The following is a 22098-nucleotide window of genomic DNA, read 5'->3' as shown; positions in this document are numbered from 1 at the left end:
AGCAGGCTAAATGTCTCGCCGGTGCGGATTTTGTCTTGATGCGCCTCGTCTTCTGACCGACAAGGAATCGACATCATTCTCGAAGCATTGTGCGATTTCATTCCTGACCTATTGACCGAACCGAATCCATGAAGGCCCCTTTCCTCACATCGGCTTTGCGCTGGCAGAAAAGCCTTGCTTTGGCGGCTTTCCTGTTCGGCGGCCTTTTCCTGGCCGCGACGCCCGCGCGCGCGGACCTGCGTCTGTGCAACATGACCCCGAGCCGCGTCGGCATCGCCATCGGCTATCGCGATGCGCAGGGCTGGGTCACGGAAGGCTGGTGGAACCTCACTGCGCGCGGCTGCGAGACCCTGCTCAAGGGGCAGCTCGGCGGCCGCTTCTATTACATTTACGCGATCGACTACGACCGGGGCGGCGAATGGAGCGGACGCTCCTTCATGTGCACCCGCGAGCGGGAGTTCACGATCCGCGGCACCGAAGATTGCCTCGCCAGAGGCTTTGATCGCAGCGGCTTCTTTGAAGTCGATACCGGAGAACAGAAGAGCTGGACTATTCAGCTCACAGACACGAACCGTGGGGGACTACAACCATGAGACGCTCAAGGCGCACAAAGATTCTCGCAACTCTCGGACCGGCTTCCGAGTCTCAGGAGATGCTGGAGAAGCTCTTTCAGGCAGGTGCCGACGTCTTCCGCCTGAACATGAGCCATCTGCCGCGTGAGAAACTGAAGGAACGCGTGGCGATGATCCGCGCGGTGGAAGCGAAGTTCAAGCGCCCCATCGCCATCCTCGCCGACCTGCAGGGGCCGAAGCTGCGCGTCGGCGCCTTCGAAGGCGACGGCGCGATGCTGCAGCCCGGCCAGTCCTTCACGCTCGATGCGGATACGACGCCCGGTGGCAAGGATCGCGTTCACCTGCCTCATCCTGAAATTCTCTCGTCCCTCGAGCCAGGCCACACGGTGCTCATCGACGACGGCAAGCTGCGCCTGCGCGTGAAGAGCGTGAAGCAGGGTTCTGCCACCACTACCGTGGAAGTCGCCGGCAAGATCTCGAACCGCAAGGGCGTGAGCCTGCCGGACACGACAATTCCGGTTGCGGCGATGACGGACAAGGATCGCTCCGATCTCGAAGCCGCTCTCGATGCGGGCGTCGACTGGATCGCGCTCTCCTTCGTGCAGCGTCCCGAGGACGTGGCCGAGGTGAAGAAGGTCGCTCGCGGCCGCGCGCTCGTCATGTCGAAGCTTGAGAAGCCGCAGGCAATCACGCGCCTCGACGAGATCATGGAAATCTCGGACGCGGTGATGGTGGCGCGCGGCGATCTCGGCGTGGAAATGCCGCTCGAGAAAGTGCCCGGCATCCAGAAGCGCATCGTTCGCGCGGCGCGCCGCCTCGGCAAGCCTGTGGTCGTCGCAACCCAGATGCTCGAATCCATGATCACCTCGCCGGTGCCGACGCGCGCGGAAGTCTCCGACGTGGCGACCGCCGTCTATGACGGCGCGGATGCGGTGATGCTCTCGGCAGAAAGCGCCTCGGGCCAGTATCCCGTCGATGCAGTGGCCACCATGAGCCGCATCGCGGAAGAGGTGGAGCAGGACCAGAACTACTGGTCGATCATGCGCACGCTGAACACGGAGCCGGAAGCCACCGGCTCCGACGCGATTGCCGCCGGCGCGCACCAGATTGCCGACACGCTGAACCTCAAGTCGATCGCCGCCTGGACCTTCTCAGGCTCCACGGCCTTCCGCATCGCGCGCGAGCGTCCGAATTCCACGGTGATCGCGCTGACGCCGAGCCAGGATACGGCCCGCCGTCTCGCGCTCGTGTGGGGCGTTCACTCGATCCGCACGAAGGATGCGAGCGACATCGACGACATGGCTTTCCGCGCGTGCAAGTTCGCCTTGCGCGAAGGTTACTCGGATGTGGGCGACCGCATCATCATCGTGGCAGGCATGCCCTTCGGCACGCCGGGCGCCACCAACATGGTGCGCATCGCCTTCGTCAATCAGGAGCACGCCGCTCAGGCCTGATCCACTTCGGCTCTGGCCGGCGCGATGCGTTCGGCCAGAGCCTCGATCGCTGCAAGAACGCGCGATCCATCCGCATATTGCGGCATGTGCCCGATGCCCGGCATGATCGTCAGCTCCGCACCTGGAACCGCATGCGCGAAGGCGCGACTGTGCAGATCCGTCCAAACGATCTCGTCGCATTCTCCTGCGATAACCATCACCGGCATGCGAATCTCGCCGTAGCGCGAACTCTGCTTTGAAACCGCATCGTACATGACGGCGAAGTCCTGCATGTTGGCTTCATAAGTCCGAGGCCGGAAGGCGAGCGGAATGAAGCCCTTTCGCACGATACCCTCGGGCGCCTTCTGCGGAGAAAAGGTTTTCCTTTTCATCCAGGGCCGCAGCATCAGGGTGACCGGGAGCGCCACCGTGCGGATGACGAACCATCCGGCCCATGACCCGATGAAGCGCCGGTACCAGCCCACATAGCCTCCCGGCCACGGTGTGGTGATGCCCGCGAGAACGAGGATCGCGCCTGTGACATCCCGATGATCGAGAGCGAAGTGCGGAACGATGGTGCCGGACCAGGAATGACCGACGATCACCGCATCGCGCACATGGAGCCTGCGTAAAGCGCGGGCGATCAACGCCGCCTGATATGCCGGCTCTGCCGCGCTCAAGCCGCCCTTGCGCTCGCTCCAGCCGTGTCCGGGACGATCGAAGGCGATGACGCGGTAATGCTGCGCGAGATGCGAGCCCAATCCCAGCATGGATTCGACGAGATTGGACGATGCTCCATGAAGAAGCACGATGGTGCCGCGCGCGACTGTAGGAGGCTGAATGTCCTGGTAGTGCAGCCTGCAGCCATCCACCTCGATGAAGCGGCCGGTCGGCGGGTAAAGCCGCTCGATGATCCAGCCATGAAGGTAGGTGAAGATCGCTCCGGTGACGATAATAATGAACAGCGCCGTCAGAAGGCTTAAGACGAGATCCATCGCGGCCCGGATGTCAGAGGCTCTGCCCGTCGACGTCTGGGGTCAGGCGGTTCACGATGGTCTGGACGCTCGATTCCTGCGGGTTGATCTTCAGGACACGTTGGTAAGCCTGCAGCGCCCTCGCCTTGTCGTCGGAGGCCATGAGAATATGGCCGAGCCCGGTCCAGGCATTGAAATGGCGCGGCTCGATCTTGATCGCCCGGCTGAGATCGGCCATGGCGCCCACGGGATCGTCGATCTGGTAGAATACGGTCGCCCGGCGATACCAGGCTTCCGCCCAGTTCGGCTGGAGCGCGAGGACGCGGTCCAGGAGCTCGACGGCGAGCGGGTAATTCTTGTCCTCGAAAGCCTGGGTCGCCCGGGCGAGGAGCAGATCCGCTGTGTCGGAGCCGGAGCGGGCGAAGCGCCGCTCGATCAGCTTGCTGATGCCCTCGGCCTCGTTCTCGGACCCGGCCTTGCCGAGACGGTCGAACAGGTCATCGATGGTGACAGGCTTGGGCGCAGGCGGCTTTTCCTTGGGAGCTTCCTTGGCGGGCGCCTTGGGACGAGCGGGCTCCTGCGCACTCAAAGGGTACGGGGCCAAGCTCAGCGATAGGACGAGTATAGACGCAAAAAAGCGCATGCCGGGATTTTAGGATCCCGGCATGCGCGGTCAATTCATAATCTTGTGCGCGGCGTTGCCGCAGCGAAAAGGCTCTAAGGCCGCATCGTCTTTTCGGGGAACCGGTGTCCACTTCCCCGGACGATGCTTTTAGCCCTGACGAGCCTTGTAGCGCTTCTGGGTCTTGTTGATGATGTAGACCCGGCCCTTGCGACGAACCAGCTGGTTGTCGCGGTGACGGCCGCGGATCGACTTCAACGAGTTACGGATCTTCATATCCGGTCTCCTGCGGCCCTTCGGGAAGGCCGGAAAAAAGAAAATGGTGGGCGCGACAGGGATTGAACCTGTGACCCCTACGATGTCAACGTAGTGCTCTCCCGCTGAGCTACGCGCCCGGGAAACGGTGATGTTTGACGTCCCGTCTCGGCTGTGGGGGCGATATACCCACAAGTGGGCCTATGCGCAAGACTTGATCGGCAACCTTTTTCAGGCTGCCATCATTTTATCGACCTCGCTCACCAGATCGCGCAGATGGAAGGGCTTGGAAAGCACCTTCGCATCCTTCGGAGCCTGGGAATCCGGGTTCAGGGCCACGGCGGCGAAGCCGGTGATGAACATGACCTTGATGTCCGGGTCGAGCTCGGTGGCCTTGCGGGCCAGCTCGATGCCGTCCATTTCCGGCATGACGATATCCGTCAGGAGAAGCTCGAAGGGCTCCTCACGCAGGCGGTTATAGGCGGAAAGGCCGTTATCGAACGGGGCCACTTCGTAGCCTGCGTTCTCCAGCGCCTTCACCAGAAAGCGCCTCATGTCATTGTCGTCTTCGGCGAGAAGGATCTTCATCGGCTGCCAAGCCCCGAATCGTGGCGAGTGGATTTAAGAGCCTTCATGCCGTCCGAGGGGTAAATAACCCGTGAAAGAAGGACGCAGCGCCCCCATGATATTGTCATGGACAGGCGGCCCGGCTGCCTTACACTACCCAGGAAACGTGATTTCTTTTCCAGAACAGCCAATTTTCATGCAGCCAGCCATCGTCGACGAGTTCGATCCCCCCTTTGTCCTCAATGAGCCTCAGGCGCAGACGATTCCCTTCGTCTTCAACGCTCCGCATGCCGGTGCAGTCTACCCGGCTTCGTTCCTGGCCGCCTCGCGGCTCGATGCGGTGGCCCTGCGCCGGTCGGAGGACGCCTATGTGGACGAACTCTTCGCCTCGGTGACGGAACTCGGCGCGCCTCTCCTGGCCGCCCGCTTCCCCAGGGCCTATCTCGACGTCAACCGGGAGCCCTACGAACTCGATTCCCGCATGTTCGACGGCAGGCTGCCGCCCTTCGCCAATACCCGCTCCATGCGGGTGGCTGGAGGCTTGGGCACGGTCCCCCGCATCGTCGCCGACGGGCAGGAGATCTACCATTCCCGCCTCCCCGTGGACGAGGCGCTCCATCGCATCGAATGGCTCTACAAGCCCTATCACCGGTCCCTGCGCCAGCTCGTGCGCCGCACCGCCGACCTGTTCGGCCAGGCCATCCTGATCGATTGTCATTCCATGCCCTCCTCCAGCGTAAGCCGGGACGACGGGCCCAAGGCCGATATCGTGCTGGGGGACCGCTACGGCACCGCCTGCCACACCCTGCTCATCGATCTCGTGGAAGCGGCCCTCAGGGGGCGTGGCTATACGGTGGTGCGCAACAAGCCCTATGCGGGCGGCTTCATCACCGAGCATTACGGGGAGCCTGCCCTTGGGCGGCATGCTCTGCAGGTGGAGATCAACCGGGCGCTCTACATGGATGAGCGCAGCATGGAGAAGAAGCCGGGCTTCGCGGTGCTGGCGGATGACCTATTCCAGGCCTTCATCCAGGTGATCTCGGATATCGAAGGCGAGCTGAACACCAGGCCCATTGCGGCCGAGTAAGGCTGGGTCAGAAAAAGAAAAAGGCCGCCGTTGCCAGCAGCCCGAAGTTTAGGGAGGAAACGCCCAAGAAGGGCTTACGATAAGGCGACGCCATCGCCATATCGCAGTGCAATATTGGCTTCGCAGCGCACAAAAATCAATAGAAAATTCCAATTTAGCTATGCCTTAGATGCATATCTGGTTGGATGCGGATCGATAGCCTTGAAATAAAAGAACAAGCTCAGAAGCAGCCAGCCGCCCAAAGCCGCGAAGACGAGGCGGTATCCCTCCGGCGAGTAACCGCCCGTTCCTGAACGTCCCATCACATCGATCAGCACGCCGGTGACGCTCTGGGACAGGAACGCTCCGCCCATGGTGCCGATATTCATGAGCGTGATCCCTCGGCCGGTCAGATGGGTCGGAAACAGGGACTTCCCATGCGAGGTCAGGATCGGCGTGCAGGACACGCTCAGGCCGAAGAGCACGAACCAGACCGAGACCAGGGTCAGGTCCAAAGGCACGAAGACCAGGATGGCCATCATCACGACGGCCATCGAACCGCCGATGAGCACCGGTTTCTGATAGCTGCCCCAGAAGCGATCCATCGCCCCCCAGAGAAACATGCCGCAGATCTGAGCCCCTGCCCCAAGGAGCAGGATGTTGCCGCGTGTCGTGAGATCGGCCCCGTGCACATCGGTCAGCCAAGGCCCGCCCCACAGGCCGACGATGGAGACGAAGCAGGAATAGGTGGTGAGATGCATGAAGAACACCGACCGGAAGGACGGCACCTTCACCGCCTGCGCCACGCCCCTGAAGGCATCGGCCCAGCTCTCGCGACCCTTGGCCGTGTCCGAATCCTTCGGCACCGCAACCACGATCACGAGGGCCAGGACCACGGTGATGGCAGCAACCGCCAGGAACGAGCCGCGCCAGCCGATGGCGGCGGAAGAAGCGGCCAGCGGCGCGGTGGCGGCAAGCGTGCCGAGATTGGCTCCGCCCATCTGAATGCTGGTGAGCGCCGCGAAGCGCTGTGGCGGAAAGCGCCGCGCATAGATCACCAATGGGGCCATGAAGAAGGTGGAGCAGCCCAGGCCCATCAGAGCGCGGGCTGCGATCAGCATCGAGGCCGAGGGCGCGAGCGCGAACAGCACGGTGCCTGCCACGGCGATCACGGCGGTGGCCAGCGTCACGCGCTTGGGGCCGTAGCGGTCGATGAGGATGCCGATGGGGATCTGCACCGCCGCGAAGGTGAAGAAGAAGGCGCTCGACAGGAACCCTGTCTGCGTGGCGGACAGGCTCAACTCGCGGGCCAAATCATTCGCGATGACGCCGACGGAATTGCGCAGGAACTGGCTCACCGCATAGATCGCCACCAGGGCGGCAATGAGTACAGCGGCGGTCTCCGAGCGGCTGGGGGTAACCTTGGCTGCAGAATCCATGGATGTCTTGCCCTCAATCTGCCGCCGCTCACTTGCCGCGCGCAAAACGCTTGATAAAAGCGAGACGAGTGCAGGCCAAGACCTGCTTAAGGTTAGATACCTGCTTAAGATTACATCGAGGACATCCGGGCATGGGGCTCATCGACTTCACGCATTTCGTCAACGAGCTTGCCACCTCGTCCGGCCAGGCGATCCTGCCGTTCTTCCGCACGGCCATCGCGACGGAGGACAAATCCCGCGGCGGCGCCTTCGATCCGGTGACGGAGGCAGATCGCGCCGCCGAGGTGGCCATCCGTCATCTCATCAAGCGCAGCTTCCCCACCCACGGCATCATCGGCGAGGAGTTCGGCTCCGAGAACGAGAATGCGGATTACGTGTGGGTGCTCGATCCCATCGACGGCACCCGCGCCTTCATTGCGGGCCTGCCGACCTGGGGCACGCTGATCGGCCTCACCTACAAGGGCCAACCTGTCTTCGGCATGATGCATCAGCCCTTTACCGGCGAGCGCTTTTTCGGCGACGGCGGCAGCGCCACCTATCGCGGCCCCGGCGGTGAGCGGAAGCTCATGACGCGCCGCTGCGCGTCGCTGAAGGATGCGGTGATCTCAACCACGAGCCCGCGCATCTTCGCAGGCGACGACCTGCGCGCCTATGACCGTGTGGAGAGCGTGGCGCGCCTCGCCCGCTATGGCTGCGATTGCTATGCCTATTGCATGCTCGCCGCAGGCCATATCGACCTCGTCGTGGAATCGGGCCTCAAGCCCTACGACATCGCGGCGCTGGTTCCGATCATCGAGGGTGCCGGCGGCATCGTCACCACCTGGGAAGGCGGCTCTGCCGCTCAAGGCGGGCGCATCGTGGCGGCAGGTGACAAGCGCGTTCACGCCGCCGCCGTCGAGCTGCTCAGCCGATAGTCTCCAATTCGGCCTTCGGTTCGAAAACCGGATCGGGCGTTCCGGGAATGAACGCATCGAAAGCCGCCCAGAACTGGTCGCGGATCTCGTCGCGCTCCATGAGGATCTCGTGGCGCGCGCCGGGGATCACGATGGCATGGCCCGCTTTCAGCCGCGCTGCGAAACGCTCCGTCGCCGGCGTCGCGCAGACCGGATCCTCGCCGGCAGCGACGATGAGCGTCGGCAGGCGGATTTTCAGCGCGTAGTTCGGCGCGGTGAAGCATTTCATGAAGCGAAACGCCGCATCGATCCACGCCACAGTCGGCGCACCGATGGCGCCGGGACCGATGGCGGTCGCCGCATCCGCATTGCGCGCATACCGCGCGGGATCGCTCGTGAGACGGTTGCCCTTGAACGGCAGGGTCGAGATCGATGTTTCGCCGCCGCCTGGAACGAACATCTTGCCGAGCCCGAGCATCCTCAACAAGCGCGCGAGAAAGACCGCGCCGCCCGTGCGCCTGATGATCGACAGCGCGATCATCGGCGTCGTGGTGACGAGGCGGCGGAAGGGCAGCCAGCTTTCATAGGCCGCATTGAGCGCAATCGCCCCGCCCATGGAATGGGCAAGCGCGAAATGCGGCTCCGGCATATGCGGCATCAGGATCTGATCGCGCACGGCCTCGATGTCATGCCGGTAATCGGCGAAGCGCCGCACGTGGCCTTTGCGCGGATTCTTCACCTGACGCCCCGAGAGCCCCTGCCCGCGCCAGTCGAAGGTGACCACGGCAAAGCCACGCTTCAGAAGGTCGCCCACCGTCTCGAAATATTTCTCGATGAACTCCGCCCGTCCATGCAGCACGCAGACCGTGCCCTTGGGCTGATCGGTCTCGGGCATCCAATAGGCGACGCGCAAGGCAACGCCGTCGGCGGTGGTGATGCTGGTGAGCACCGGCTCGCCGGGCACGGGATTGTCGGGGGTGGGGAAGAATTCCACGGGCGTGATCTCTAGGGAGGCTATTGCTCTCTATATAGGGCGCTTTTTTCGCTTGGGGCGAGCCTCTTGAAAGCAAAGATGCCTATTCCCACATCGAAACCGTGACGGCCCAATGGGCGTCACAACTTTACGGACCCAGCCTTTTGAAGGTGGGTCCATCGCGAAAACTGCATGTTGCTTCTAAGGAGAATATGCCATGCGTCAGTTCGATCTTGCTCCGCTTTACCGCAACACGGTCGGCTTCGACCGACTTTTCTCGATGCTCGACCAGATGGTCAGCGTCGATGCGGCTCCGAGCTACCCGCCCTACAATATCGAGCGCACCGGCGAGAATGCCTATCGCATCTCGGTCGCGGTCGCCGGCTTTACCGACAAGGACCTCACCATCGAGGTGAAGGAAAACACCCTCTCCGTGCGCGGCGAGAAGAAGCCCAATGAAGAGCGCAAGGCTGAGGTGCTCCATCAGGGCATCGCGGCCCGCAGCTTCGACCGGCGCTTCCAGCTGGCCGACGGCGTCCAGGTGACGGGTGCCTCCCTCGAGAACGGTCTGCTCCACCTCGATCTCTTCCGCGAGACCCCCGAGGCCAAGAAGCCGAAGCTCATCCCGATTTCAGCGAACGGCTCCCAGGCCATCGAGGCCAAGCAGGCTGCCTAAGGTCTTTGCCTGAAGCCCAAAACAAGAGCGCCCCGGTTGATCCGGGGCGCTTTTTTGTTTTTGAAACCCTGGTCCTGGGTATCCCGCCGGGGCTTGGAGAGGGCCCCGTTGGTAAGGTCTCGATGGGCCACAGATTGCGGGAGAATGCGGCAAGGTTAGGGCAACATCACTCCGCCGCCTGGCGGGAGGCCACAGAGCGGGCAATGTCGAGCACCTTGCGCACGTCGTCCTCCTTCGTGGCGAAGGAGAGAACGAGGCGGATCAGTGCTTCGCCCTGCCCTACCTTTTCACCCGCAGGCAGGCTCAGCTCCGTCCAGGGATGGTAGAGCACGCCCGCATCCCGCAGGGCCTTGTCCATGGCGGCGGGGATGATCGGGAAGACCTCGTTGGCTTCCGTCGCCCAGGCCAGGCGCACGCCCGGAAGCTCGCACAGCCCGTCCGAGAGCAGCTTTGCCAGACGGTTCGCGTGGCGGGCATTGGCATACCAGTGATCGCCTTCGAAATAGCCCTCGAACTGCGCCGAGATCAGGCGGCCCTTGGAGATGATCTGGCCCGCGCGCTTGGAGCGATAATCCAGCGCCTCTGCGAGCTCCGGCTTGAACACCACGATGGCCTCGGCCATGAGGCAGCCGTTCTTGGTGCCGCCGAAGGAGAGGATATCGACGCCCTGCCTCCAGGTCATCTCGGCAGGCGTGCAGCCGAGCGCCACGAGCGCATTCACGAAGCGCGCGCCATCCATGTGGAAGGCAAGGTTATGCTCGCGGCAGACTTGGCCAAGCGCCTTGATCTCCTCGCGGCTGTAAACAAGACCGCATTCCGACACCTGCGAAATCGACAGGGCCTTCGGCGGCATCTGCTTCACGGCCTTCGGCAGGCTCTTGAGATAAGCCGAAACGCTCTCGGCCGAAAGCTTGGCTCCAACGCCGGGGAGGCCTGCGAGCTTCGCCCCATGCATGAAGAATTCCGGCGCGCCGCATTCATCGTCGATGATATGCGCCTCGCGATGGCAGACGCAGAGGCCGTAGGGCGGCACGGCGGAGGAGAGTGCCAGCGCGTTCGCCGCCGTGCCGGTGGTCACGAAGAACACCGAAACCTCGCGCTCGAAAATCTCGTTGAAGCGCGCCTTCACCCGCTTGGTGATCTCGTCGCCCCCATAGGCAGCCATGGCCCCGGCATTGGCCTGAGCCAGAGCCTGCAGAACCTGAGGGCTGGCACCCACGATGTTGTCGCTTGCGAAATTCATCAAATGATCTCCTTGGGCGAAACTCCCCGATGAGGGTCGATGCGCTCTCATGGGGAGCCAGTATCATGGGTGGAAGGATGCTCAAAGTGCCGTCATCTTTGGGCGGGAAAGCCTGCCTTGCGACCAGCTACGCCCCTCCCTGGCCGCACCTCATCATCGAGCAAGGTAACTCCAACTTGCACCGCCCGCGATACTCATGAAGCAGCGATGCGGTTCAGGGCTGTCCATAATGGTCAGGCTTCTGTCACGTCCGATCAAGCATGAGGCGCCCGAGTCGACCAGATTGCGCACGTGCTCAACATCACAGCCCTGCGCCAACAGACGTAGTATCAAGCTTCAGAAGCGGGCTGGGCATCTTCCAAGGAGTGATCATCCCATGTCTCGGCTTCTCAATTCCCCTGCCAAGTTATTCAGCGTGACAATTCTGGCGAGCGCGTTCGGGATTGGAGCGTTGGCGACAGATGCCTCCGCCCTCACCGATCAGGAGGCGCACGACATCGCAGTCGAGGCCTATCTGTATTTTTATCCGCTCGTCACCATGGACGTGACGCGCAAGCAGCTCACCAACCACGAACCGGGCAAAGTACCAGGCCGTGGCCCGATGAACATGTTCAACCATGTGCCGACCTATCCGGCTGCGGATGACAAGGCCGTGGTGCGCCCGAACTTCGATACGCTCTATTCGGTCTCGTATCTCGATCTCACCAAGGAGCCCATGATCGTCTCTGTTCCGGACACGGGCGGCCGCTATTATCTGCTGCCCATGCTCGACATGTGGACGAATGTGTTCGCAGCGCCGGGCTGGCGCACAACGGGAACGCAGGCAGGTGAGTTTCTGGTCGCCCCATCCAATTGGCGTCCCGATCTGCGCGAGAAATTTGCCGAAGAGTTCCGGCTGCCTGCCAGCACGCAGCGTATCGATGCGCCGACACCTTATGTCTGGATCATCGCCCGGACCAGAACAGATGGCCCATCTGATTATGATGCAGTCCACAAGGTCCAAGCGGGGCTCAAGGTCACCCCGCTGTCCGAGTGGGGTAAGTCCCCGCGAACGCCCGAAGTGAAGATCGATCCGAACATCGATATGAAGACACCGCCCAAGACCCAAGTCGATACGATGCCGGGCCCCAGGTACTTCGCCTATGCGGCTGAACTCCTGAAGGTCAACGGACCCCACCTGACCGACGAGCCGATTTTAGCCCGCATGAAACGGATCGGCATCGAAGCAGGCAAGAGCTTCGACGTCGAGAAGGTTGAACCCATCGTCAAGAGCGCCCTCGACGCCGCACCCGCCAGTGCACAGCAGCTCATGGAATGGAAGGTGAAGACCTTGGCCCGCGTCGCGAATGGCTGGTCGATGAATACCGACACGATGGGCGTGTACGGCAATTACTATCTCAAGCGAGCTATCGTGAGTCAGCTTGGACTAGGCGCCAACCTGCCCGAGGATGCGATCTACCCACTCAACCTGTTCGACGATACCGGCAAGCCGCTCGACGGCACCAACAGGTACACGATCCACTTCGCGAAGGGGGCAACGCCTCCGGCTGCCGCGTTCTGGTCGATTACCCTCTACGATCCGGAAGGCTTCCAGATCCCGAACAGCCTCAACCGCTTCGCATTGAGCAGCTGGATGCCCTTCAAGTACAATATGGACGGCTCGCTCGATCTCTATTTCCAGAACGAGAATCCCGGCAAGGACAGGGAAGCCAACTGGCTTCCTGCTCCGAAAGGGGCCTTCAACCTGACCATGAGGCTCTATGCCCCCATGCCGGCAGCTTTGACGGGCCGCTGGAACCCGCCCCCGGTCATCAAGCTCGAAGGCGCGCAGAGCCTGGCTGCACAATGACGCTACCCTGGCGCCGGGGCTCTGCCCTGGCGCCATGCATGCATAGCTTCCTCTGCGAGGGATGTATTCCCTTGGGTTCCCCGTACGCATGCCCCAACATGTCAAGATCATTGACCCTTCGGCTAAGACTTTCGTTTGGGCTTTCCAAAAATTGCTTTTGTTACATTCCGAGTCGGCGGCTTGTAACTTTTGTCTAAAATTTTTCTAAACCCTCTTGTGCGGTGCCGCGATCTCTGGCAGTTTGACCGCATTAGGACAGCCATGCTGTCCCATTTCGGGTGCCTGCACCCTCTCGCCTTGAGGTTTTCTTGATGCTTCGCCTGACGCGAACGAAACGAGATACCACGAAAACCGCCCGCAAAACGTGGGCGGAACGGGCGACTCTGGGCTGAAGACAGCCCAAAGGTGCCCGCGAGGTGCGGGCTCCCCTGCCGGACCCAAACCCTCGAAACCCTGAAAAGCGGCGGGCACTCCGGACGATCCTCCTGTCATCCGGCGGCCCGAAAACCGCCTTGAAGAACCGCATCGTGCGGAAAAGTGGGAACCGGTTTTCCGTCCCATACGATGCGGAAAATAGAGCGGAGCATCGGATTGCTCCCAAAAGTGCGTCCCACTTTTGGGCCCGATGCTCAGATGACGTGTTCGGATGTGAGGATCTAAAGATGAGCGACGTGCCGATGAGAAGCCAGGAAGCGAAAGTCCCGAGCCGCACGGCCGTCAAAACGGATCCGCGGACGGTACGCGATCCGGGCCTGCCTCCGGCCCAAGGGCTCTACGATCCCTCCAATGAGCAGGATTCCTGCGGCGTCGGCTTCATCGCCGACATGAAGAACCGCAAGACGCATGAGATCGTCGAGCAGGGCCTGTCGATCCTGCACAATCTCGACCATCGCGGCGCGGTGGGCGCAGACCCGAAGATGGGCGACGGCTGCGGCATTCTCGTCCAGATCCCGCACAAGTTCTTCGCGGCCGAATGCGCCAAGGTCGGCATCTGGCTGCCGGAAGAAGGCCAATACGGCGTCGGCCACCTGTTCATGCCGCGCAATCCTGAGGGCTTCAAGCTCGTCGAGGAGATCGTCTCCAAGGCGATCACCGATGAGGGCCTGCAGGTTCTCGGCTGGCGCGAGGTGCCTGTCGATTCCACTGATCTCGGCGAGAGCGTGAAGGCCACCGAGCCCCTGCACCGCCAGATCTTCATCGGCAAGGGCAAGGGCATGGACGACCAGGAGACGTTCGAGCGTCGTCTGTTCCTCGCCCGCAAGGTCATCTCCAACGCCGTCTACGACATGAAGGACGAGCGCACCGCCGGCTATTATCCGGTGAGCCTCTCCTCGCGCACCATCGTCTATAAGGGCATGGTGCTGGTGACGCAGCTGCGCGACTATTACCTCGACCTGCAGGACCCGCGCTTTGAGAGCGCCATCGCTCTCGTGCACCAGCGCTTCGCGACGAACACCTTCCCGACCTGGCAGCTCGCGCACCCCTATCGCATGGTCGCGCATAACGGCGAGATCAACACTCTGCGCGGCAACGTGAACTGGATGGCCGCGCGCCAGGCTTCCGTCGATTCGGAACTCTTCGGCAACGACATCTCGAAGATCTGGCCGATCTCCTACGAGGGCCAGTCCGACACCGCCTGCTTCGACAATGCGCTCGAATTCCTCGTGCGCGGCGGCTATTCGCTGTCGCACGCGATGATGATGCTGATCCCGGAAGCATGGGCCGGCAACCCGCTCATGAACGACGACCGCCGCGCGTTCTACGAATATCACGCCGCCCTCATGGAGCCGTGGGACGGCCCCGCCGCCGTGTGCTTCACCGACGGCAAGCAGATCGGCGCGACGCTCGACCGCAACGGCCTGCGCCCCGCGCGCTATCTCGTCACCGATGACGGCCTCGTGGTGCTCGCTTCCGAGATGGGCGTGCTGCCGATTCCGGAAGAGAAGATCGTCGAGAAATGGCGTCTTCAGCCGGGCAAGATGCTCCTCATCGATCTGGAAGAGGGCCGCATCGTCTCCGACGACGAAATCAAGCAGCAGCTCGCGCAGGCCAATCCCTACAAGGAGTGGCTGAAGCGCACACAGATCGTGCTCGAAGACCTGAAGCCCGTGCAGGCGCGCGAGTCACGCACCGATGTGTCGCTTCTCGACCGTCAGCAAGCCTTCGGCTACACCTCGGAAGACCTGAAGCTCCTCATGCAGCCCATGGCCGTGACAGGCCAGGAAGCCGTCGGCTCGATGGGCTCGGACACGCCGATCTCCGCGCTCTCCGATAAGCCGAAGCTTCTCTACACCTATTTCAAGCAGAACTTCGCGCAGGTGACGAACCCGCCGATCGACCCGATCCGCGAAGAACTCGTCATGAGCCTCGTCTCGTTCATCGGCCCACGTCCGAACATTCTCGATCTCGAAGGCACCTCGCGCCGCAAGCGTCTCGAAGTGCGCCAGCCGATCCTTACCAACGAGGATCTGGAGAAGATCCGCTGCATCGGCCATTTCGAGGATCGCTTCGACACCAAGACCCTCGACATCACCTATGATGCGGAACTCGGCGCATCAGCGCTCGACGGCGCACTCGACCGTCTCTGTGACCGCGCGGAGGCGGCCGTCCATGGCGGCTACAACATCATCATCCTCACCGACCGCATGGTGGGCCCGGACCGCATTCCGATCCCAGCGCTGCTCGCCACTGCGGCCGTGCACAACTATCTGATCCGCAAGGGCCTGCGCACTTCGGTCGGCCTCGTGCTCGAATCCGGTGAGCCGCGCGAGATCCATCACTTCGCATGTCTTGCCGGCTACGGCGCGGAAGCGATCAATCCGTATCTCGCTTTTGAAACCATCGAAGCCATGCACGAGGCCGGCGAGCTGCCGGAAGAAGTGGACGCCGATGAGGCGGTAAAGCGCTACATCAAGTCCATCGGCAAGGGCCTTCTCAAGGTGATGTCGAAGATGGGCATCTCCACGTATCAATCCTATTGCGGCGCGCAGATCTTCGATGCGGTCGGCCTCAAGTCCGATTTCGTGGCCCGCGACTTCTTCGGTACCGCGACTTCCATCGAAGGCATCGGCATGGACGAGGTGGCGGAAGAAAACCTGCGCCGTCACCGCGATGCCTTCGGCGACGCGCCGATCTACCGCAACGCGCTCGATGTGGGCGGCGAATACGCCTTCCGCCAGCGCGGTGAGGTTCACGCCTGGAACACTGACACGGTCGCCACACTGCAGCACGCCGTTCGCCTCAACGCGCAGGATCGCTACCGCGAATTCGCGCGTCTCGTGAACGAGCAGGATAACGAGCTCAAGACCATCCGCGGCCTCTTCCGCATCAAGAAGGCGGAAGAGAACGGCCGTGCGCCCATTGACGTCAATGAGGTCGAACCCGCGCAGGAGATCGTGAAGCGCTTCTCCACGGGCGCCATGTCCTACGGCTCGATCTCAAAGGAAGCGCACGAGACGCTCGCGCTTGCCATGAACGCCATCGGCGGCAAGTCGAACACCGGCGAAGGCGGCGAGGAGCCGGAGCGCTTCCGTCCGCTATCCGACGGACGCTCCAAGCGTTCCGCCATCAAGCAGGTGGCCTCGGGCCGCTTCGGCGTGACGACGGAATATCTCGTCAATGCGGACATGATGCAGATCAAGGTCGCACAGGGTGCGAAGCCCGGTGAAGGCGGACAGCTTCCCGGCCATAAGGTCGATGCGAAGATCGCCCGCGTGCGCCACTCGACTCCAGGCGTCGGTCTCATCTCACCGCCGCCGCATCACGACATCTACTCCATCGAGGATCTCGCGCAGCTGATCTTCGATTTGAAGAACGTGAATCCCTCCGCCGACGTGTCGGTGAAGCTCGTGGCCGAAGTGGGCGTCGGCACCGTGGCGGCAGGCGTCGCCAAGGCACGCGCCGACCACATCACGATCTCGGGCTTCGAGGGCGGCACGGGCGCATCTCCCCTCACCTCGCTCAAGCATGCTGGCTCGCCGTGGGAAATCGGCCTTGCCGAAACGCAGCAGACACTGGTGCTCAACCGCCTGCGCGGTCGCGTGGCCTTGCAGGCCGACGGCGGCCTCCGCACCGGTCGTGACGTGGTGATCGCGGCGTTGCTCGGCGCCGATGAATACGGCTTCTCGACCGCGCCGCTGATCGCTGCAGGCTGCATCATGATGCGCAAGTGCCATCTGAACACCTGCCCTGTCGGCGTCGCCACGCAGGATCCGGTTCTGCGCAAGCGCTTCAAGGGGCTGCCCGAGCACGTCATCAACTACTTCTTCTTTGTGGCCGAGGAAGTGCGCGAGCTGATGGCTGAAATGGGCTTCCGCACGATTGACGAGTTGATCGGCCAGTCCGACCTTCTCGACAAGAACGCTGCCATCGATCACTGGAAGGCGAAGGGCCTCGACTTCACGAAGCTGTTCCACAAGCCGGAGGTGCCTGCCGAGGTGGCGATCCGCCACCAGGAGCGTCAGCTTCATCCCATCGCGGACGTGCTCGACCGCAAGCTCATCGCGCAGGCCGCGCCTGCGCTCGAGAATGGCGAGGCCGTCACCATCGAGGCGACGATCCGCAGCTCAGACCGCTCAGCCGGCGCGATGCTCTCCGGCGAAGTGGCCAAGCGCTACGGCCATGAGGGTCTGCCCGACGACACGATCACGGTGAAGCTGAAAGGCACAGCAGGCCAGAGCTTCGGCGCGTGGCTTGCCGCAGGCGTGACCGTCGAACTCGAAGGCGTCGCGAACGACTATGTCGGCAAGGGCCTGTCCGGCGGTAAGCTCATCGTCAAGCCGTCGCCCAACACCAGGGCTATCCCTGAGCATTCGATCATCGCCGGCAACACGGTGATGTACGGCGCGATTGCAGGCGAGGCGTATTTCCGCGGTGTTGCAGGCGAACGCTTCGCCGTGCGCAATTCCGGCGCCATCGCGGTTGTCGAAGGAACCGGCGATCATGGCTGCGAATATATGACCGGCGGTCTCGTGGTCGTTCTCGGTCAGACCGGACGCAACTTCGCGGCGGGCATGTCGGGCGGCATTGCTTATGTGCTCGATGAGGACGGCACGTTCTCGAAGCGCTGCAATCTCTCCATGGTCGATCTCGAACCCGTCGAGGAGGAGGAGGACCTCATGCGTCGTCTCCACCATCACGGCGGCGATCTGGAGACCAAGGGCCGCATCGACATCATGGCCAATATGTCCGGCCCTGACGAAGAGCGCCTGATGCAGCTCATCACCAATCACCACACCTATACGGGCTCGGCCCGCGCGAAGGAGATCCTCGACAATTGGTCGACCTTCCGCACCAAGTTCGTGAAGGTGATGCCGGTTGAATACCGTCGCGCGCTCCAGGAGATGGATCGTCTCCGGAACCTGCAGGCAGCGGAATAAGGATTAAAGGGGCACAACGATGGGCAAGGTCACAGGCTTTCTCGAATACGACCGGCAGGAGCAGAAATATCAGCTCGCCGGTGAGCGCGTGCGCCACTTCCGCGAATTCACGCTGCCGCTCGACGACAACGATCTGAAGAAGCAGGCGGGACGCTGCATGGATTGCGGCATCCCGTTCTGCCACGGACCGACGGGCTGTCCGGTGCATAACCAGATTCCGGATTGGAACGATCTGGTCTGGCAGAACGATTGGGAGGAGGCTGCCGCCAACCTCCACACCACTAACAACTTCCCGGAATTCACGGGACGCGTCTGCCCCGCTCCGTGCGAGGAAGCGTGCACGCTCAACCTCGAAAACCAGCCGGTCACCATCAAGACCATCGAGCAGGCCATCGCCGACAAGGCGTGGGAGATGGGCTTCATCAAGCCGGAACCCGCAGGCTTCTCCACCGGCAAGCGCGTCGCCGTCATCGGCTCCGGCCCTGCTGGTCTTGCAGCCGCGCAGCAGCTCGCGCGTGCCGGTCATGACGTGCATGTGTTCGAGCGTCAGGCACGTCCCGGCGGATTGCTGCGTTACGGCATCCCCGACTTCAAGATGGAGAAGTATCACATCGACCGTCGCGTGAAGCAGATGGAGGCCGAAGGCGTCACCTTCCATTGCGGCGTCAATATCGGCGTGGACCGCAGCTTCGCGTCGCTCCACAACGAGTACGACGCGGTGCTCTTCGCGGGCGGCGCGGAAGATCCGCGCAATCCGAACCTGCCGGGCCAGGATCTCAAGGGCGTGCATTACGCGATGCCCTATCTCACCCAGTCGAACCAGCGCGTCGGTGGTGAAGAGGTGACGATGGAGCCGATCATCGCGGGCGGCAAGCACGTCGTCGTCATCGGCGGCGGCGATACGGCGTCTGATTGCGTCGGCACGGCGTTCCGCCAGGGCGCGCTTTCCGTCACGCAGCTCGACATTCGCCCCAAGCCCCCGGAGCGCGAGGACAAGCTCACCGTGTGGCCCTATTGGCCGACAAAGATGCGCACCTCATCCTCGCAGGCTGAAGGCGCAGAGCGCGAGTTCCAGGCGGCGACGCTCGGCATCGTCGGAAAGAACGGCAAGGCTGTCGGCGTGCAATGCGCCCGCGTCGACGAGAAGCGCCAGCCGATTGCGGGAACCGAATTCGTTCTCAAGGCCGACCTCGTCTTCCTCGCCATCGGCTTTGCAGGATCGGTGAAGGAAGGTCTGCTGGAGCAGTCCGGCGTTGCCATGGATCGCCGTGGCAATGTGGTCGCCGACGACAAGAGCTACAAGACCTCCAACGACAAGGTCTTCGTGGCCGGCGACATGCGCCGTGGTCAGTCCCTCGTGGTGTGGGCGATCCGCGAAGGCCGCCAGGCCGCGCGCGCCATCGACACCTATCTCATGGGCGAGAGCAACCTGCCGGTTTGATCGATCAGGTCATCGAAAAGAAAAAGACGGCCGATCCAGAAGGATCGGCCGTCTTTTTTGTTTCGGATATCAACTCCGCGGCCAGCGGTAATCGTCTGCGCGGCCAGGGCGGGAACTCGGCGCGATGCCCGTGCGCAGCGCGCGCTGCACGGAATAGGCACTGTCACCGTTCAGTTTCGGCGGAGCGGTGACGAGGGTGCCGCCAGGCGTCACGTCCTGACGGGTCAACGGCAGCACGGGTCCGACAAGCGGCTTCACGGGAAGTGCGATCGGCGTCGCCGCATCGGGCGGCGTGGGAAGAGCAGCATCGATATTTGCGACCGGCTGTCCATCCGTCGGAGTTGCAGCGACAGGCGCGCCGGTGCGAACGGACTCGAGGATCTTCTTGATCTCCACATCGGCGAAGTGAGCGACCTTGCGCGCGCCCGCCTTGGTGAAGGACACGCCATCCTCCGTGCGCAGACGCGCGGGCTCGCCATCCACGTCGGGGCCGAAGGAAGTGTAGCGGTTTTCGTCGTCCACGAAGCCGGGGAAGATATCCACATACGCGCCGCCGTTCCGCTGCACGCTCTCGCGATAGACCTCGTTCATCGCCATGAGCTCTTCGGAGAGCCTGCTGCTCTTCATAGGCGGCAGGCTGATCCACACCACGGGGATGTTGCGTTCCTTGAAGCTCGCCATCACCGCGTCGACGCGCTTCGTGTAGATGTCCTTCCAGCGATCGGTGAGCAGCTCGATCCGCTCCTCGCCCTCCTGCAAGGCCTGGCGGTCACTCAGGCCCAACATGACGACGGCGACCGTGGCTTTCTGCCCGGAATCGAAGGTCGCCTTGATGAAGTTCGGCCATTCGGCAGGATCGCTGCGCACGAGATTGCTGCCGCCCCGGATCTTGCCCACGACGGCCACATCCTGATCCTCGGCATAGACCGCATCGAGACCTTGGCGCGCGAACTCGGCAAGCGAGTCGCCGAAGACCACCACATGCGTGGTGGGATCGACCTTGGGCTTCTCGGGCTTTGCTGCGACAGCCGGCGCAGGCGCCTTGCGCGGCCTGGCGGCGGGCGCCTGCGTCGGCGGCGGCGGTTCATCGGGCACGCCGAAGAAGCGGCGCAGGCTGAAGCCCTGCTGCGGCTGAGGCTGAGCTGGCTGAACGAGCTTTCCGGGATAATATCCCGGCGGATAATTTCGTGGATCGGGACGGTAGCCGCGCTGCTGGGGCTGCTGTTGCTGCTGCGGGTAGTAATAGCCCTGCGCCATGACGGATGGGCTGCTTCCCACGGTGAGAAGCAGGCTCAGACCGATAAGGCTAAGGATCGTCAACAGCCGCATGAGTGGTTCCACGAAAAGTCCGGACCACTCCTGTTATAGGGCTTTCTCCGGACCTGTCAGCGGGTCGTGCGCAATTCGCGCAGGACCGCGTAATCGGCATAACCGTCGGGAACCAAGCCACGGCGGAGCTGGAAGTTCCGCACGGCATCCCGGGTCTTGGAGCCGAACTTGCCGTCCGTCTCGCCCTCGTAGAAGCCGAGCCGCGCCAGGCGCTGCTGCAGTTCCTGGCGCTCCTCCTTGGCGAGCATGGGCTGGTCCTTGGGCCACGCGCCCTGGATGGGCTGCCCGCCCATGACCCGATCGCCGAGATGAGCCACGCCCATGGCATAGGCATCGGAGGAGTTATAGGCCTTGATCACGTCGTAGTTCTTCGTGACCAGGAAGGCCGGGCCATTCGCTCCGCCGGGCAGGAACAGGGTCGCCTCGCCTGCCTGCGGCATGGGCTTACCATCGACGCGGCGCACGCCCACATGCTGCCATTGAGGAAACGTCCCGCTCAGATAGCCGAAATCAAAGCCCTGCGGCAGACGGACCTCGAAGCCCCAGGGCAGACCCGGCTCCCAGCCCTTCTGGCGCAGGTAATTGGCGGTGGAGGCCATCGCGTCCGGCACGGACGACCAGATATCGCGCACCCCGTCCCGGTTGCCGTCGACCGCATATTGCATGAAGCTTGAGGGCATGAACTGGGTCTGGCCCATGGCGCCCGCCCAGGAGCCCAGCATCTTGTCGCGGCTGATATGATCCTGCTCCAGGATCTGAAGGGCGATCAGAAGCTCTTCCTTGAAGAAATCGCCGCGATAGCCCGTATAGGCCAGGGTCGAGAGCGCCCGGACCACATAGATCGAGCCGGTGAAGCTGCCGAAATTGGTTTCCATTCCCCACACGCCGAGCACCACGGAGCGAGGCACGCCATAGGTCTTCTCGATGGCGGTCAGCGTCTGAGACCATTCCGTGCCCATCTGCTGCCCGCGCCGCAGGCGCTCGGCCGAGATGGAGCCGTTGATGTATTCCCAGATCGGGCGGACGAACTCGGATTGCTTCTTGGTGAGCGCGATGATCTTCGGATCGGGCTGAACGCCGCGGAAGGCCTCGTCGAACGTGGCGCGTGAGACGCCCCTGGCCTTGGCCGCCGGCCACAGGCCCTGCACGAAGCGCTGGAACCCAGCATCGGACACCTGCTGCGCCTTGGCCGAATGCACAAGGCTCTCCATGCCGAAGGTGAAACTCAGGCCGAGAAGGAGAGCACCGCAGAAGCGGCGAACCGAGCGCATCGTGCGGAAAAGTGGCCCCGGTTTTCCGCGTCGAACGATGCGCTCTTTATTGAAAAGGGCATCGGATTGATCCCAAAAGTGCATTCCACTTTTGGGTCCGATGCTCGAGAAAGACGG

At 62.7% G+C, this 22098-nt stretch carries 17 protein-coding genes and 1 tRNA gene; 8 read left to right on the top strand and 10 right to left on the bottom strand.

Annotation, left to right across the window (positions count from 1 at the left end):
- The first annotated feature begins 128 nt into the window (after positions 1–128).
- Entirely contained in the window at positions 129–593 is a 465-nt protein-coding gene (locus MJ639_RS15370; protein WP_243374631.1) for a DUF1036 domain-containing protein, read from the top strand.
- A complete protein-coding gene (gene pyk / locus MJ639_RS15365; protein WP_243374629.1) occupies positions 590–2026 on the top strand; it encodes a pyruvate kinase in 1437 nt (478 codons plus the stop codon). The genes MJ639_RS15370 and pyk overlap by 4 nt, the downstream gene beginning before the upstream one ends.
- Here the strand turns inward: pyk and MJ639_RS15360 are convergent.
- The 5 genes from MJ639_RS15360 to cpdR all read right to left on the bottom strand — a co-directional run bounded on the left by MJ639_RS15360 (position 2017) and on the right by cpdR (position 4444).
- Complete coding sequence (locus MJ639_RS15360) at positions 2017–3000, bottom strand: alpha/beta fold hydrolase (protein ID WP_243374627.1); 984 nt, start codon at positions 2998–3000, stop codon at positions 2017–2019. The genes pyk and MJ639_RS15360 overlap by 10 nt on opposite strands.
- Positions 3001–3013: 13 nt before the next feature.
- Positions 3014–3583 (bottom strand): tetratricopeptide repeat protein, encoded by a 570-nt coding sequence (locus MJ639_RS15355; RefSeq protein ID WP_243374625.1) that lies wholly within the window; start codon positions 3581–3583, stop codon positions 3014–3016.
- Positions 3584–3751: 168 nt separating this feature from the next.
- Entirely contained in the window at positions 3752–3877 is a 126-nt protein-coding gene (gene ykgO / locus MJ639_RS15350; protein WP_009763379.1) for a type B 50S ribosomal protein L36, read from the bottom strand.
- A 44-nt stretch (positions 3878–3921) separates the two neighbouring features.
- Positions 3922–3996 (bottom strand) — tRNA-Val (locus MJ639_RS15345).
- Between the two features lie 91 nt (positions 3997–4087).
- The gene (gene cpdR / locus MJ639_RS15340) at positions 4088–4444 is read right to left on the bottom strand and encodes a cell cycle two-component system response regulator CpdR (RefSeq protein WP_243374623.1); all 357 of its coding nucleotides are present in this window, start codon (positions 4442–4444) and stop codon (positions 4088–4090) included.
- Between the two features lie 175 nt (positions 4445–4619).
- Here cpdR and MJ639_RS15335 point away from each other — a divergent pair, with 175 nt between their 5' ends.
- Entirely contained in the window at positions 4620–5510 is an 891-nt protein-coding gene (locus MJ639_RS15335; RefSeq protein WP_243374621.1) for an N-formylglutamate amidohydrolase, read from the top strand.
- Between the two features lie 158 nt (positions 5511–5668).
- Here the strand turns inward: MJ639_RS15335 and MJ639_RS15330 are convergent, their stop codons facing one another.
- Complete coding sequence (locus MJ639_RS15330) at positions 5669–6928, bottom strand: MFS transporter (RefSeq protein WP_243374620.1); 1260 nt, start codon at positions 6926–6928, stop codon at positions 5669–5671.
- Between the two features lie 131 nt (positions 6929–7059).
- On the opposite strand from MJ639_RS15330, the gene hisN reads away from it, so the two are divergent.
- The gene (gene hisN, locus MJ639_RS15325) at positions 7060–7842 is read left to right on the top strand and encodes a histidinol-phosphatase (RefSeq protein ID WP_243374619.1); all 783 of its coding nucleotides are present in this window, start codon (positions 7060–7062) and stop codon (positions 7840–7842) included.
- On the opposite strand, the gene MJ639_RS15320 is transcribed toward hisN, so the two are convergent.
- Entirely contained in the window at positions 7832–8815 is a 984-nt protein-coding gene (locus tag MJ639_RS15320) for an alpha/beta fold hydrolase (RefSeq protein ID WP_243374618.1), read from the bottom strand. The two genes, hisN and MJ639_RS15320, sit on opposite strands and share 11 nt — an antisense overlap.
- A gap of 196 nt (positions 8816–9011) precedes the next feature.
- On the opposite strand from MJ639_RS15320, the gene MJ639_RS15315 reads away from it, so the two are divergent.
- Positions 9012–9470 carry an Hsp20 family protein gene (locus MJ639_RS15315; protein ID WP_243374617.1) on the top strand — a complete coding sequence of 153 codons (459 nt, stop codon included), beginning with the start codon at positions 9012–9014 and terminating at the stop codon, positions 9468–9470.
- Positions 9471–9636: 166 nt separating this feature from the next.
- Here the strand turns inward: MJ639_RS15315 and MJ639_RS15310 are convergent, their stop codons facing one another.
- Positions 9637–10713, bottom strand: coding sequence for a threonine aldolase family protein (locus MJ639_RS15310; RefSeq protein WP_243374616.1), 1077 nt, complete (start codon positions 10711–10713; stop codon positions 9637–9639).
- Positions 10714–11089: 376 nt separating this feature from the next.
- On the opposite strand from MJ639_RS15310, the gene MJ639_RS15305 reads away from it, so the two are divergent.
- From MJ639_RS15305 to MJ639_RS15295, 3 genes are all read left to right on the top strand, one after another.
- Positions 11090–12562, top strand: coding sequence for a DUF1254 domain-containing protein (locus MJ639_RS15305; RefSeq protein ID WP_243374615.1), 1473 nt, complete (start codon positions 11090–11092; stop codon positions 12560–12562).
- A gap of 662 nt (positions 12563–13224) precedes the next feature.
- A complete protein-coding gene (gltB, locus tag MJ639_RS15300) occupies positions 13225–17940 on the top strand; it encodes a glutamate synthase large subunit (protein WP_423790808.1) in 4716 nt (1571 codons plus the stop codon).
- 19 nt (positions 17941–17959) lie between these two features.
- The gene (locus MJ639_RS15295) at positions 17960–19381 is read left to right on the top strand and encodes a glutamate synthase subunit beta (RefSeq protein ID WP_243374614.1); all 1422 of its coding nucleotides are present in this window, start codon (positions 17960–17962) and stop codon (positions 19379–19381) included.
- Positions 19382–19450: 69 nt separating this feature from the next.
- Here MJ639_RS15295 and MJ639_RS15290 read toward each other — a convergent pair whose 3' ends face one another.
- Together MJ639_RS15290 and MJ639_RS15285 are read right to left on the bottom strand one after the other, a co-directional pair.
- Positions 19451–20710, bottom strand: coding sequence for an SGNH/GDSL hydrolase family protein (locus tag MJ639_RS15290; RefSeq protein WP_243374613.1), 1260 nt, complete (start codon positions 20708–20710; stop codon positions 19451–19453).
- Between the two features lie 56 nt (positions 20711–20766).
- Positions 20767–21981 (bottom strand): lytic murein transglycosylase, encoded by a 1215-nt coding sequence (locus MJ639_RS15285; RefSeq protein WP_243374612.1) that lies wholly within the window; start codon positions 21979–21981, stop codon positions 20767–20769.
- Positions 21982–22098 lie beyond the last annotated feature (117 nt).

It is taken from the genome of Microvirga solisilvae (genome assembly GCF_022808595.1).
Classification (GTDB): Bacteria; Pseudomonadota; Alphaproteobacteria; order Rhizobiales; family Beijerinckiaceae; genus Microvirga; species Microvirga solisilvae.
Note: the sequence above shows the minus strand (reverse complement) of the source record. Positions and strands in the feature narration are given on the sequence as shown.

Excerpts from the sequence above, each read along its gene's own strand:
- hisN (WP_243374619.1), top strand. The coding sequence starts at position 7,060 with ATGGGGCTCATCGACTTCACGCATTTCGTCAACGAGCTTGCCACCTCG.
- MJ639_RS15310 (WP_243374616.1), bottom strand. The coding sequence starts at position 10,713 with ATGAATTTCGCAAGCGACAACATCGTGGGTGCCAGCCCTCAGGTTCTG.
- gltB (WP_423790808.1), top strand. The coding sequence starts at position 13,225 with ATGAGCGACGTGCCGATGAGAAGCCAGGAAGCGAAAGTCCCGAGCCGC.
- MJ639_RS15290 (WP_243374613.1), bottom strand. The coding sequence starts at position 20,710 with ATGCGGCTGTTGACGATCCTTAGCCTTATCGGTCTGAGCCTGCTTCTC.
- MJ639_RS15315 (WP_243374617.1), top strand. The coding sequence starts at position 9,012 with ATGCGTCAGTTCGATCTTGCTCCGCTTTACCGCAACACGGTCGGCTTC.
- MJ639_RS15370 (WP_243374631.1), top strand. The coding sequence starts at position 129 with ATGAAGGCCCCTTTCCTCACATCGGCTTTGCGCTGGCAGAAAAGCCTT.
- MJ639_RS15285 (WP_243374612.1), bottom strand. The coding sequence starts at position 21,981 with ATGCGCTCGGTTCGCCGCTTCTGCGGTGCTCTCCTTCTCGGCCTGAGT.
- MJ639_RS15360 (WP_243374627.1), bottom strand. The coding sequence starts at position 3,000 with ATGGATCTCGTCTTAAGCCTTCTGACGGCGCTGTTCATTATTATCGTC.
- cpdR (WP_243374623.1), bottom strand. The coding sequence starts at position 4,444 with ATGAAGATCCTTCTCGCCGAAGACGACAATGACATGAGGCGCTTTCTG.
- MJ639_RS15335 (WP_243374621.1), top strand. The coding sequence starts at position 4,620 with ATGCAGCCAGCCATCGTCGACGAGTTCGATCCCCCCTTTGTCCTCAAT.
- MJ639_RS15330 (WP_243374620.1), bottom strand. The coding sequence starts at position 6,928 with ATGGATTCTGCAGCCAAGGTTACCCCCAGCCGCTCGGAGACCGCCGCT.
- ykgO (WP_009763379.1), bottom strand. The coding sequence starts at position 3,877 with ATGAAGATCCGTAACTCGTTGAAGTCGATCCGCGGCCGTCACCGCGAC.
- MJ639_RS15305 (WP_243374615.1), top strand. The coding sequence starts at position 11,090 with ATGTCTCGGCTTCTCAATTCCCCTGCCAAGTTATTCAGCGTGACAATT.
- MJ639_RS15295 (WP_243374614.1), top strand. The coding sequence starts at position 17,960 with ATGGGCAAGGTCACAGGCTTTCTCGAATACGACCGGCAGGAGCAGAAA.
- pyk (WP_243374629.1), top strand. The coding sequence starts at position 590 with ATGAGACGCTCAAGGCGCACAAAGATTCTCGCAACTCTCGGACCGGCT.